Annotated in this window: 13 protein-coding genes; 7 read left to right on the top strand and 6 right to left on the bottom strand. The window is 63.0% G+C overall.

The genetic code is table 11. The features are described from left to right. The 3 genes from OXG30_16020 to OXG30_16010 all read left to right on the top strand — a co-directional run. Positions 1 to 204: hypothetical protein (locus OXG30_16020; protein ID MCY4136397.1), on the top strand; the 204-nt coding region annotated here is incomplete at its 5' end. A 350-nt stretch (positions 205 to 554) separates the two neighbouring features. After that, a complete protein-coding gene (locus OXG30_16015; protein MCY4136396.1) occupies positions 555 to 2,021 on the top strand; it encodes an aldehyde dehydrogenase family protein in 1,467 nt (488 codons plus the stop codon). A gap of 18 nt (positions 2,022 to 2,039) precedes the next feature. After that, entirely contained in the window at positions 2,040 to 3,623 is a 1,584-nt protein-coding gene (locus OXG30_16010) for a FadD3 family acyl-CoA ligase (GenBank protein ID MCY4136395.1), read from the top strand. On the opposite strand, the gene OXG30_16005 is transcribed toward OXG30_16010, so the two are convergent. Then, the gene (locus tag OXG30_16005; GenBank protein ID MCY4136394.1) at positions 3,620 to 5,065 is read right to left on the bottom strand and encodes an AMP-binding protein; all 1,446 of its coding nucleotides are present in this window, start codon (positions 5,063 to 5,065) and stop codon (positions 3,620 to 3,622) included. The two genes, OXG30_16010 and OXG30_16005, sit on opposite strands and share 4 nt — an antisense overlap. A gap of 81 nt (positions 5,066 to 5,146) precedes the next feature. Beyond that, complete coding sequence (locus OXG30_16000) at positions 5,147 to 5,791, bottom strand: carboxymuconolactone decarboxylase family protein (protein ID MCY4136393.1); 645 nt, start codon at positions 5,789 to 5,791, stop codon at positions 5,147 to 5,149. A gap of 105 nt (positions 5,792 to 5,896) precedes the next feature. Between OXG30_16000 and OXG30_15995 the strand changes: the two genes are divergently transcribed. Then, positions 5,897 to 6,850 (top strand): TIGR03564 family F420-dependent LLM class oxidoreductase, encoded by a 954-nt coding sequence (locus OXG30_15995; GenBank protein ID MCY4136392.1) that lies wholly within the window; start codon positions 5,897 to 5,899, stop codon positions 6,848 to 6,850. A 12-nt stretch (positions 6,851 to 6,862) separates the two neighbouring features. Here the strand turns inward: OXG30_15995 and OXG30_15990 are convergent, their stop codons facing one another. The 3 genes from OXG30_15990 to OXG30_15980 form a co-directional block, all read right to left on the bottom strand. Then, a complete protein-coding gene (locus tag OXG30_15990; GenBank protein ID MCY4136391.1) occupies positions 6,863 to 8,152 on the bottom strand; it encodes an amidohydrolase family protein in 1,290 nt (429 codons plus the stop codon). Between the two features lie 77 nt (positions 8,153 to 8,229). After that, positions 8,230 to 8,643 carry a PIN domain-containing protein gene (locus OXG30_15985; GenBank protein MCY4136390.1) on the bottom strand — a complete coding sequence of 138 codons (414 nt, stop codon included), beginning with the start codon at positions 8,641 to 8,643 and terminating at the stop codon, positions 8,230 to 8,232. Next, complete coding sequence (locus OXG30_15980; protein ID MCY4136389.1) at positions 8,634 to 8,828, bottom strand: hypothetical protein; 195 nt, start codon at positions 8,826 to 8,828, stop codon at positions 8,634 to 8,636. Before OXG30_15980 ends, OXG30_15985 begins: the two co-directional genes overlap by 10 nt. A 248-nt stretch (positions 8,829 to 9,076) precedes the next feature. On the opposite strand from OXG30_15980, the gene OXG30_15975 reads away from it, so the two are divergent. The 3 genes from OXG30_15975 (at position 9,077) to OXG30_15965 (ending at position 11,620) form a co-directional block, all read left to right on the top strand. Further along, entirely contained in the window at positions 9,077 to 9,787 is a 711-nt protein-coding gene (locus tag OXG30_15975; protein ID MCY4136388.1) for a hypothetical protein, read from the top strand. Positions 9,788 to 9,915: 128 nt separating this feature from the next. Then, positions 9,916 to 10,620 (top strand): hypothetical protein, encoded by a 705-nt coding sequence (locus tag OXG30_15970; protein MCY4136387.1) that lies wholly within the window; start codon positions 9,916 to 9,918, stop codon positions 10,618 to 10,620. A 388-nt stretch (positions 10,621 to 11,008) separates the two neighbouring features. Then, positions 11,009 to 11,620, top strand: coding sequence for a hypothetical protein (locus OXG30_15965; GenBank protein ID MCY4136386.1), 612 nt, complete (start codon positions 11,009 to 11,011; stop codon positions 11,618 to 11,620). 307 nt (positions 11,621 to 11,927) lie between these two features. Here the strand turns inward: OXG30_15965 and OXG30_15960 are convergent, their stop codons facing one another. Continuing rightward, positions 11,928 to 12,917, bottom strand: a complete 990-nt coding sequence (locus tag OXG30_15960) for an oxidoreductase (GenBank protein MCY4136385.1) — start codon at positions 12,915 to 12,917, stop codon at positions 11,928 to 11,930. Positions 12,918 to 12,925: the final 8 nt, after the last annotated feature.

Below are 12,925 nucleotides of genomic sequence, written 5' to 3'. Positions count from 1 at the left end.
CCACCACACGCTGCCGATCACACCGCGGCCCAGGAGCCGTCATCTCGCCGAATACAAATGGTCAGCACGGCAACGGGCGTGGCGTCGCTGCTGTTGCTGAGCCACACCCTAGGGTTAGGCGTGAGCGTGGGCGTGGCGTTTCCCGCCGCTGTTGCTCTTATCGTTCTCGGCGTGTGGGGATGGAGGTCGCCCCGGCGGCGGTAGGGATTTGGCCCGCCCGCGAGCATTCCCACCACCACACAATGGCTAATCACCGTTCAGCGGACCAGCACAACGCCGATTGACGCTCAGCGTTTTCGTGCCTAGCTTTTTTCCCAGCAAACGAGCGCCCTGCGGTTTCGTGGTTTTCTGTCTGGTCGCTGTGCTGGCGCCCGCTGTGGCTTTGGCCCATGATCACCGCCGGGTGGTCGGGTGTTTGGGTTGCGAACCGACGGGGATGGAGCATCTCCGAGTCCATCGGCGGGACGATAGTTGCTCTTACGGTCGGACGAGTTCTCCGCGGAGTTCCGGCTATAGGGTGAGGCCAGATTTGAGCAATCAGGGAGAGACCACCCATGTGGCATGAAGAAGAACTGTTGATCGACGGGGAGCTGAGGGCAGCCGAGGGGAGCGGCGTGTTCGAGACGGTGAACCCTGCCACCGAGGAGGTGCTCGGGGTGGCCGCCAACGCCACCGACGCCGATGCGGTGGCCGCAGTGGCTGCCGCCCGCCGGGCTTTCGACACCACCGGCTGGGCCACTGACCACGAGCTGCGGGCTCGGTGCCTGCGCCAATTCCATGCCGCGCTGGAGCGCCATCTCGAGGAGATGCGGGAGCTGACGGTGGCCGAGGTGGGCTCTCCAGTGATGCTCACCTACGGCGGTCCGCAACTCGAAGCCCCGGTGGCGTCGGTCAAGTGGGTGGCCGACATGATGGACGGATACCAGTGGTCCCAAGACCTCGGTGTGGTCGAGGCCTATGGGGGCAGCCATCGACGGTGGATCGAGCGCGAGCCCGTGGGGGTGGTGGCCGCCATCACGGCCTACAACTTCCCCGTCCAGCTCAACCTGGCCAAGGTGGCCCCCGCGCTGGCCGCCGGCAACACGATGGTGTTGAAAGGGGCGCCCGACACCCCGTGGTCGGCGCTGGCACTGGGCCATCTGATCGCCAATGAGACCGACATCCCTCCCGGAGTGGTCAACATCTTGAGCTCAGCGGAGAACTCGGTGGGCGAGGTTCTAACCACCCACCCGGATGTGGACATGGTTACCTTCACCGGCTCCACCGCCACCGGGCGAAAGATCATGGCTGCGGCCAGCGCCACGGTGAAGAAGACCTTCTTGGAGCTGGGGGGCAAGAGCGCCTATGTGGTGCTGGACGACGCCGACGTGGAAACAGCCGCCGCCATGAACTCGTTCATGATCTGCACCCACGCCGGACAGGGGTGCGCCATCACCACTCGAATGCTGGTTCCTGCGGCCATGGCCGATACCGCCGCCGAAGTGGTGGCGGCCACGTTGGCCAGCATCCCCTACGGCGATCCGACCGATCCCTCCATGATGATGGGGCCGCTGATCAACGCCCGCCAGCGCGACAAGGTCCACAAGCTGGTGACCGACGCCATAGACCAGGGGGCGAGGCTGGTCACCGGCGGGAAGCGGCCCGATCACCTGCCGGTGGGCTACTACTACGAGCCCACCTTGCTTGCCGGAGTGGGAGAGAACGACCTGGTGGCTCAAGAAGAGGTCTTCGGGCCGGTGCTGGCCATCATTCCCTATGAGGGGGGCGATGACGAGGCCGTTCGGATTGCCAACAATTCGATTTACGGCCTGTCGGGCGCGGTGAACAGCGCCGACCCGGAGCGGGCTCGGGCGGTGGCCCGACAGATCCGCTCGGGGACGATCAGTGTGAACGGTGGCATGTACTACGCCCCCGATGCCCCGTTTGGGGGCTACAAGCAATCGGGCATCGGCCGGGAGATGGGCGTGGCCGGATTTGAGGAGTTCCTCGAGATCAAGACGCTGGCTGAACCGGCTGCCTAGCCGGAGGGCGGGATCGGCATGAGCGCATCGGAGGATTGGGCCAGCACCAGCATTCCGCACATGGCCCAGAGGGCTGCGGTCCGCTTCGGCGATGCTCCTGCGGTGGTGGAGGGCGGCAGCGTGTTGTCCTACGCGGAGCTGGGGCGCTTGACCGACCAGGCAGCCGCGGCAATGCAGGCGGCTGGAGTGCAGGCTGGCGACCGGGTGGCGATCTGGGCCTCCAACCGCTTGGAATGGATCATCGCGGCACTGGGCCTGCAATCGGCCGGAGCTGCGCTAGTGCCGGTGAACACTCGCTTCAAGCCGGCCGAGGCCGCCTACATTCTGGCCCGCAGCCGCGCCCGCCTCTTGGTGGTCGAAGCCGGGTTCGCCGGTATCGACCCCGCCGGGCTGTTCCACCAAGATGACACCGGCCTGTCGACGCTGGAGCGGGTGGTGGTGTTGCCCCCCGGCGATGCCGACAACGTGCCTAATGCGCTGTCGTGGGCTGAATTTCTGAAGGCGGGGGAGTCGGTATCCCCAGAAGCGGTGGAGGCCCGGCGACAGGCGGTGGGTCCCGCCCAGATCAGCGACATCTTGTTCACGTCGGGCACCACCGGTGCGCCCAAAGGCGTGATGATGACCCACGGGCAGACCCTGCGGCAGTTCTCCGACTGGTGCGATTTCGCTGATCTGCGAGAGGGCGACCGGTATCTGGTCGTCAATCCCTTCTTCCACATGTTCGGCTACAAGGCCGGCTGGCTGGCCTGCCTGATGCGGGGGGCGACGGTGTACCCGATGCCGGTATTCGATGTGGAACAGGTGCTGGAGCTGGTCGAGGCCGAGTGGATCGCGGTGCTGCCCGGTCCGCCGACCGTGTACCAGACCATCCTCGACCACCCATCTCGCTCGGGCCGGGACCTGTCGAGCCTGCGGGTGGCCATCACCGGTGCGGCCGACATCCCGGTGGAGCTGATCCGCCGGATGCACGAAGAGTTGCCGTTCGAGCGCATCTGCACCGGCTACGGCCTCACCGAGGCCGGCACCTGCACCGGAACCCAGCCCGGCGACGATTCCGAGACCATTGCCACCACTGCGGGACGAGCCTTGCCCGACCTGGAAGTCCGGGTGGCCGATGGCGACCGGGAGGCCGCTCCCGGGGAAACCGGCGAGGTGCTGGTGCGAGGGTTCAGCGTGATGACCGGCTATTTCGACGACCCCGAGGCCACCGCCTCGGCCATCGACGCCGATGGATGGCTGCACACCGGTGACCTGGGGATCATGGACGAACGGGGTTATCTGAGGATCGCCGGTCGCATCAAGGACATGTTCATCGTCGGGGGGTTCAACGCCTACCCCGCCGAGATCGAGAACACGCTCTTAGGCCATTCGGGGGTGGCCCAGGCTGCGGTGGTGGGGGTGCCTGACGAGCGTCTGGGAGAGGTGGGCCGGGCCTTCATCGTGCCCCGGCCGGAATCGGCGGTCGAACCCGACGAGGTGATCGCCTGGTGCCGGGAGCGCATGGCCAACTACAAGGTGCCCCGGTCGGTGGTGCTACGGCAGTCGTTTCCGCTGAATGCCACCGGCAAGGTGATGAAAGACGAACTGCTGAAGGGTTCCTAGGTCTCGAACTGGCGCTTCAGCTCTCGCCGCAGGGTCTTGCCCGACGGCAGTCGGGGGACGGACTCCACCACGAGCACGGTGTGGAGGCTCTTGTAGGAGGCCAAGGTGTCGGCCACCAGGGCCTTGAGCTCGTCGACGGAAGTGTCGGCGTTTTCCGCAAGCTGCACGGCGGCGGCCACCGCTTCGCCGGAATCGGGGTCGGGAATCCCGAACACTGCGCAGTCAACCACCCCGGGATGGCCCAGCAGCACTGCCTCCACCTCGGCGGGGGCAACTTGGAAGCCCCTGACTTTGATCATCTCTTTCACCCGGTCGGTGATGTGCAGCCACCCGTCGGGTTCCATCCAACCCACATCGCCGGTGCGATACCAGCCGTCGGTGAACGCGTCGGCGTTGGCCTCGGCGGGCAGATAGCCAGCCATTCTCGCCGGGCTCTGTGCCTGAATCTCGCCGGCCTCGCCCGAGGACAGCACCGCTCCGGTCTCCAAGTCGGCAATGCGAACTCGGACATCGTGAACGGGCAGGCCGGCAGAATCCAGCCGCCACAGATCAGGTCGGTGTACCGGATTGCTGGTGATGACCGGCATCTCGCTGGCCCCGTATGCGGGCAAAAAGCCAACGCCGGTTCGCTCAGTTACCCGCCGGGCCACGCTCTCGGTAACCGGGGTGGCCCCCCACATGATGTAGCGCAGCGACGACAGGTCGTACTCCTCCAGGCGGGGATGGTTCGCCATGGCCAGGGCTATCGGCGCCACCGCCATCTCCAGGGTGATGCGGTCGGTCTCGACGGCGGACAGAACTGCGTCTAGGTCGAATCGGGGGTGGAGCCGCACCGACGACCCCGCCCACACCGAGGCCAGAAGGTTGAGCAGCCCGAGGATGTGGAAGGGAGGGGTGGCGATTTGGAACCGGTCATCGGCGGTGAGGCCGAGCGCCGATCCCCAAATGACGATGGCCGCGCCGATGCTGGCGTGGGTGTGGCGCACCGCCTTGGGCATGCCGGTAGTGCCGGAGCTGAACACCAGCACGGCCTCGGTCTGGTCCCATTCCAGTTCGACGGCCATAGGTTCGGCTGAGGTGTCGGCCAGGGCGGCTATGGCGGAATCGTCGTCGAGATGGATCACCCGGTCGGCCAGTTGAGGAGGAAGGCGCAGGTGGGTGTCGCCGTCGGTGATGGCCAGCACCGGTTCGGTCAGGCCGGCAGCGTGGGCGACTTCGGCTTGCTTCCACGCCGAGCTGATCATCACCGCCGAGGCCCCGAGCTTGAGGATGCCAAACACGGCGGTGAAGAACTCAGGCCGGTTGGAGGCCATCACCGCCACTCGCTGGCGGGCCGACACGCCCCGTTCGGCCAACAGACGGGCGAACCCGTCGGCCTGTTGGTTGAATTCCTCGTAGGTCAGGAATCGGTCCTCGAACCGAATGGCCACCCGGTCGCCGATTTGGTCGGCGGCCGACTCCAGCAAGCTGTGGACGCTGGTGCCCTGGGGATAGTCCAGCGGCGGGAACAGCTCCGACACCGATTAGCCCTCGGCTCCAGAGGGGAAGCCCTTGCCCTCAAGCTCGGGATCAAGGGGCAGGTCGAAGCAGTTGAACGCCACCGCCAAGGTGTCGTAGGCCCCCACGGTGAAGAGCAGGTCCATGATCTGGCGGGTGTCGAACGCCTCGGCCAACTCGTTCCATGTGTCGTCCGACCAGCCGTGGTTGTGGTGGAGCTCGTCTACCGCCCGCAGCAACAAAGCGTTGTCAGCCGTCCAGCCGTCTACTGAATCGGCGGCGGTGCGGTCGATTTCCTCGGCGGTAAGTCCCACTTCAAGGGCCGCGGCCGCGTGCTGGACCCACTCGTATTCGCTTCGGCGCAGCCACGCCACCCGCAACACTGCCAACTCGATGGCCCTCCCAGGCAGGGTGTTGAAGTAGAGCAGGTGGCGGTTGAAAGCCAGGAACGCCTCGGCCAGCTCGGGATAGCGGGCCAAAACCGACAGAGCGTTGTTGGGGCGCCTCACCTGCTGTTTGCGGTCGGCCTTGCGCTTGTCGTAGGCGGAGCCTGCCGGTGGGCGCATTGGCTCCATGGCGGCAAATGCCTCGGGTGTCCACTCAGACAGCTCTAGCGGAGCGATTCGCGGCTGGCTGGCAGGGATGTCGATGTTGTCGGCCGAGCTACTCACCCGATCCTCCTTGGCTTTCCGCCCGGATGGTAACCGACTCATTGAAGACCGAGATCAACGCCGATGGCCGCCGGCGTCTGATATGAACGAGGCTGAGGAGTTGCTGTGCGAATAGGACTGATGGTCGGGCCGGAACGGCGCCGATACGACACCAAGAAAGCCCGAATGATCGAAGCGGCCCAACAGGCCGAAGCGGCCGGGTTCGCGTCGGTGTGGATTCCGCAGATACCCGACGAGTTCGACGCCATGACGGCGGCTGCGTTGATCGGGTCGGCCACCTCGACGGTGGAAGTGGGAACTGCGGTGGTGGTGGCCCAAACCCGTCACCCCATCGCGCTGTGCCAGCAGGTGCTCTCGGTGCAGCTGGCTTGTGAGGGCCGATTCGTTTTGGGATTGGGCCCGTCGCACCACTGGATCGTGGAGGACATGCTGGGGTTGTCCTATGACCGGCCGGCGGCGCAGATCCGGTCGTATCTCGACGTGTTGGACCAAGCGCTGGGCGGCCCCGGCCCTGTTCGGGTGCAAAACGAGCACTTCCAGATCGACAACCCACTCGATATCACCGACCAGCCCGCCACCCCTATCTTGCTAGCTGCGCTGGGACCGGTCATGCTGCGGCTGGCCGGCACCCGCGCCGACGGCACCACGCTGTGGCTGGCCGACGAGCGGGCCATCGGCGAGTTCATCGCCCCCCGTATCAACCAGGCTGCGGCCGAGGCCGGTCGACCACCCCCTCGGATTGTGGCCGGGGTGCCGGTGTGCTTGTGCGGCCTGGGAGAGGTGGACGCGGCCAAAGACCGGGCCGAGCGACTGCTGGCCGAGGCCGAGGTGTCCCCCAACTATCAGCGGCTGTTGGATCGGGGCGACGCCGAGGGGGTGTCGGACATCATGGCTGTCGGCGACGAAGCCGCGGTTCTGACCCGGTTGCGCTCTTTCGCCGACGCCGGGGTCACCGACCTGTCGGTACGGGTTCTGCCGGTAGGAGATGGCCGCGACGAGCTCATCGCCTCCAGCCAGCGCACCCGGGAGTTCCTGGCCTCGTTGGCCCCGGGGATCTAGCGGTAACTCAGGTTAAGCCGCGGGCTGGATCTGGTTGAGGGGGTTCATGCCCGGGCAGCCCTTGGCCCGCTCCGGTATGTCGGAGTAGTCGATGGGAGTGGCCACCTCGGCCTTGGTGGGGCAGAACTGCTCGGCCAGCGGGGCCAGCGCCTCCAAGTCGAACCCGTACACCTCAGCAGCGTTGGTGGTGAGGATTTGAGTGGTTTCCTCCTCTGTGAGGTTGGCGAAGGTGAGCCGCAGGTGCTCTTGGGTATGGGGATGCGACCCCTCGATATGGGGGTAGTCGGAACCCCACATGACCCGGTCGGTGCCGACGGTTCGTGTTAGCAGAGCCTCCGACGGCCGCAGGAACGACGCCCCGATGTAGCACTGGCGGGCGAAGTACTCGTTGGGGGTGAGCGACATATCGGCCACTGCCTGGCTGCCGAACACGGTCTCCGATCCGTACTTGGAATAGCGCATCCGGTGGAAGAAGCTCTCCAGCTTCTCCAGTGTGTCGGGTACCCACGCGGTTCCGGTTTCGGTGGTCACGTACTTCAGCGTGGGATAGCGCTCGAACACGCCTGAGAACATGAGGTGCCACAATGCCCGCTGAGTCCACCAGGTGGCCTCCAGCACGAACATGGCCAGCGACGAGGGGAAATGGTTGCCGTAGTTGGGCGACCCGCCGCCGGCGTGATGGTTCAGCGGTAGGCCAGCGGCCGCGGTGGCAGCCCAGATGGGCTCGTATGACTTGGAGTACAGCGGCTCAAACGGCGAGTCGGGGGGAGCGCCAGGGATCAGCACGCCGCCCTGCAACCCATTCTCGGCAGCCCACTCGATCTCTTTGACCGATCCTTCTACGTCGCCCAAGAACACCTGGGCGATTCCCGCCCGGCGCTCGGGGGCCTGGCTCACGAAATCGGCCACCCACCGGTTGTGGGCCCGCAGCCCGGCCCAGCGGTGCTCGAAGTTGTCGGAGTAGGGCGGGGCTTCGAATGCGGTGGCGGCGGGCGGGGCAAACGGGGGCTGAGTGTTGGGGAACAGAACCTCGGCGATGAAGCCGTCGGCCTCCTGCTCGGCCAGGCGATCAGATGACGACCAGTTGCGATGGCCCCACACTTCGGGATCGCCGTCCACTCCAACCTCCATGGGCGAGCGCTCCATGTCGGCGAACATGGCCTTGCGCCGCTCGTTGTGCCCGTCCATGAAGCCAGCCCACTCGTCGAACTCCGCGTGATAGCGCGACTCCAGATACGGCCGGTAGCCCCTCAAGTCGGCCCCGCAATGCGTGTCGGCACTAATGACAATGTGATGTTCCATCGGCCTCCCCCGTTATGGAGCGATCCAGTTGATGCCAGTCATCTTAGGTTTGGGCGGGCGATCCCTTCCTAGCACAACTAGTCCACCGACCCCCGCGGGACCACCCATTCGCACCTTTGGCCGGTTGCGGTAGCAATGAAGTCTAAATCGGAGTCGTAGTGAAGCAGGGTGAGTTGCTCTAGTTCGGCAGCGGCCGCGATGAGTAGGTCGGGAACCTTGCGCCCCCGTAAGCCTTCCTCGGCCAATAGGCGCTGGGTCTGGCGTGCTCGACGCATATGCTCGGCGGTCGTCTCCACGAGCCGCAATTCTGAGAGGCTGCTGGCGAGCCGGTCCCACTCGTCGGCGTTTCGGGCGGAGAATCCGATTTCCAGATCAGTTATGCCAGACCGGGCCGCATGACCGGCAACAGCCAGCGGTTCTACTACCTCTCGGATAGAGGGTTGAGACAGTCGTGTCAGAACGCTGGTATCGAAAAGGTGGGTCAGCGCCACGCGTGCTCACGGTCCTCAAGTTTGGAATCAGCAAGCGTGTCGAGTGCTTTGGCGACTCGCGGGGCGCGGGGAAAGGCTGCGGCCTCTAGTGCAGCATTGACTGTTGCCTTGATGGTGTCGGTTCCCAACTCTGCACGAGCCGCGGAGAGAGCCTTCTCGTCAATATCGATCAAGTGTTTTCCCACGAAGAGCAGTATATACAAATTCATAAGCGTATATACCACTGCCTCAATGGATGACGTGTCCGCTCATTCAAACAAGGGGGGTGCGATGGGCGTAGGTCACCGCTGGCTAACGGTTGACGTCGATGACGACTCGACCGCGGATTTCGCCAGCCTAGGATGGTTCTGTTAGCGGCTCCCTTGTCGAGCAGTGAATGCGGAAGATCAGCCATGATGGCCGAGGTGACTTACACATCTCCTACATTGGACTAGTGGATTCCAGCAATACGGCGTGGGGGTCGATCAGGTCTTTCGCTGTGCGGACTGCCCATCTCTTGGAGTGCGTGTCAGAAGCCCACAGCTTGGGCCACGGGCCGGGCCGGTTTCGAAAGCCCTGGAGGATCGAGTTTCAGCGCAAGGCCCGTACCGTCTACGCGGAGAGCCTGAGCTCCGGCTATTTGAGGGGAGTTGCCGATGCCAGCAGGCATTGTGCTGGGCTGATGGACAACACGGCGCCAGGTGAAGAGTTGACTGACGACTGGAAGATCTTCGCCGAATTCTTGAGGACGACAGGCGAAGCACTGCATGAGGTGCCCCAGGTGGCATCTGTTGCTTCTACGACTGGGATAGAGCAGATCAGTTCGGTGCCTCCTGCTGTGTTGCGGTATGAGCTCTTTGCCGAGTTACTGCATCCAGCGGGGGTCGATCGGCTACGTAGGGCAGTGGATGCGGTGGCACGTGGCTGCGAGTTGTACTTGGATGGGGTACCGACTTCCATAGAAATCGAGTGGATCATCTCGGTGGCCTTCCAGGAACCGATTTCGGAACTCGCTAATCGCAACCAGACGTCAGTAAGGGGTATGTACCGGCTCTTGGAAGCCTTGTGGGCCCGCCTTGGTGTTCGCAACCAGATCCAGGGGGTCGCGTTGGCGGTGCAGCAGGGTTGGATCACTCCGTCGAAGTTCTTCGGCGAAGAGCATTAGGAAGCCAACTCAAACTGGCAGCAAACGAAAACGACCATTGCCGATGCCCTGGAGCTTGTTGGTCCTGCTGGGACAAGCGTCGCCACGACCCTTTCATGTGTTTAGTCCCTAGAGCGTAGGCTCCAAGCGTGGATGTCAGCGACAGTCAGTTGCGGGTGGTTCTCAGGCACGCCAATCCAATTGAGCAATATGCACGTAGGATCGCCGAGGCTCACACCTTGGGCTATGGCCCCGGTGAGCATGTCGACATCTGGGGTGTTGAGTTTCAGTGTATGGCTCTAGAAGTGTGGAAGGAGACCCTGCCGCCGCTGTTCCTGCGGCAAGTGGCATCCTCCTACAAACACTGTGCTTGGTTGATGGAATCTGCTTTGCCCGATGACTGGGTGGCTGAGGATTGGGAAGCAACCCTAAGGCATCTGAGTACGGTCGCAGCCGCGGTGGACACAGACCCAGACTGCATAGGGCGGGAAGTGCCTCTTGATGCTTCCGACATCGGACACATACCCGAAGTGATCCGCTACGACAGACTTGCTGAGCTGATGCACCCCAGTGCGGTGGACAGGTTGCGTTCCGCGGCAGCAGCAGTGGTTCGATTTTGCCGGTTCAACTCGTCGATAGCGCCGAACGAGACGGAGTTGGCCTGCTTGCAGGGCTTGGCCAATGGTGAGAAGCGCTCCGACATGGCCAAGCGCCTCGGATACTCCGAGCGCCAACTCAGGCGCATACTCGCCAATCTGTGGGCAAAGCTAGGTGTAGCCAATGACATGCAGGGCTTGGCCATTTCCGTCGTCCACGGTTGGGTGACCCTGCCGAGCAACAAGGCCACTCGATAGCGCTAGATGTGTGTCTTGGCCCTTTGGCGCACCCTCTGAACAGACCGTGCTCCCAGCGACTGGGTTCGGTTCGCTACCAAGGCACCCCATCTGAACGACTCGGGTTCCGAAGTCGGCGTGGCGAGCGGGCGGACTGCTTGTGACGCCAGCTTGGACATTTGCGCTTCTGACCATTCGTGGAACTCGCCGAGCCATCTTCAGTGATGTCAAAAGAGGACATTAACTTGTCCGGTATTGACATTGAATTTCATGGCAGGCGGGTAGGAATGCACGTATGCTCATGTTCAGACAGGTCAACCAAATTGATGTGTCCGAACAAATGACCAATTGTAAATTCATGAAAGGAGAGATTCTAAACCAGTGATTCTAGACAGAATGAGGTAGAATAATGAAACTCCAGAACCTAATCCATTTGCTGTTCGCAGCACTAATTTCTGTGGTGGTTGTCGCTGCTGGCAATGCGTCTGCTCAGGAACATCCGCCAGAAGCGGCTCAAATTCAAACTGCTGGCCCTGGCGATGACGAGATCATTGTTGAGACTTATGGCGGCAATGGTGAATTGGTTTCTACTGAGACTCACCTGATCAGTTATGATGGGTCCGTAGCGTTTGCTCAGGGAAACGGAGGTTCATCATCGGCTAGCGGTTGTCGAAAGGTAACCGTCCGAAACGAAAAAGAAACTCTGTTTGGGTTTACAGCATATTGGTTCAATACGTGGACTCAATGGTGCTGGAATCGAGCGAATCGAACAATCGACAATGTCAGGACTGGCTGGTATTTGGAAGATGTTGATCAATTTCAGGTGTGGCAGGGATTGATTGTTGACTCAAGATATTACTTTTACTGGCAATCTGGATATTCTACCAGCGGCTACTACCACGAGAAGCAAGGTCACTTCAAGAATTGCTTCACTGATACCTACTGTATTGCGGATAGCTACCCCAGAAATCAACTTTGGTCACACTCCGATGGTACATGGCGTTGGCGCACAAGCGACTGACTGAAAATGATTTTCGATTCCTACCTCCGATTTGTAGTCGTCGCAATTGTTACCGCTTTCCTGGTAGCGCTTCTGGCGGCAATAGTGGCAATAGTCGTGGTCAAAGATGATTACGATTGCCCACCCGATGTTTCTCGAGGGCCTTCGGCAGCAATCATCGTTGATTATCAATTAACGCCGAGATAGCGGATTACCAAAGGGAGGGCCAGATCCATCGGTGGAGTTCGTCCACTGATGGATCTGGCGCAGTTTTGCGATACGAGTTTCTCACGTCTATAGGGAGCGACCATACCCGGGAACCTGACAGTTAGCTGTTCACGTCGATGACGACTCGGCCGCGGATTTCGCCGGCGAGGATCTGGGCGGCGGCGGCGGGGACGTCGGACAGGCCGATGGTGTCGGTCATGGCGTCGAGCTTGGCGGTGTCGAGGTCTTGGGCCAGGCGGTTCCAAGCCTGGGCTCGGCGCTCGGCGGGCTCGTAGACACAGTTGACGCCGGCCAGGGTCACGGCCCGGAGGATGAACGGGGCTACCGAGCTGGGGAAGTCCATGCCCTGGGCCAGGCCGCAGGCGGCCACGCATCCGTGGGGCTGGGTCTGGGAGACGATGTTGGCCAGAGTATGGCTGCCCACCGTGTCGATGCCCCCGGCGAAGCGGGTCTTTCCCAGGGGCCGGGCCGGACCAGAGAGCTCGTCGCGGTGAATGAGCTCGGACGCTCCCAGTTCGCGCAGGTAGTCGCCCTCGGTTTCGATGCGACCGCTGGAGGCCACCACCTGGTAGCCCAGCTTGGCCAGCACGGCCACCGCCACGCTGCCCACCCCTCCGGCGGCGCCGGTCACGATCACCGGTCCCATATCAGGGGTGATGTCGTGCTCCTCGAGGGCCAGCACGCACAGCATGGCGGTGTAGCCCGCGGTGCCCAGCGCCATGGCCTGATGGGGGGTGTAGGCATCGGGCAGGGGAGTGAGCCAGCCGCCGTCCATGGCCGCCTTGGTGGCCATGCCTCCCCAATGCGATTCCCCGACGTCCCAGCCGTTCACGATCACCTTGTCGCCCGGCGACCATGCCGGGTCGTCGCTGCGGGACACCGTGCCAGCCAGGTCGATGCCGGGGATCATGGGCCAGGTGCGCACGATGGGGGCACCGTTGACGATGGCCAGGCCGTCCTTGTAGTTGAGGGTGGAGTAGTCCACGTCCACGATCACCGGTCGCTCGGGCAGGTCGGCTTCGTCCAGCTCGGTAATGGAGTGGGAATGATTGCCGTCGTCGTCTTGGCTGAGCAGGAGGGCTCTGAACATCCCGCCAG

The sequence above is a fragment of the bacterium genome, from assembly GCA_026708015.1.
Classification (GTDB): Bacteria; Actinomycetota; Acidimicrobiia; order Acidimicrobiales; family Bin134; genus Poriferisocius.
Note: the sequence above shows the minus strand (reverse complement) of the source record. Positions and strands in the feature narration are given on the sequence as shown.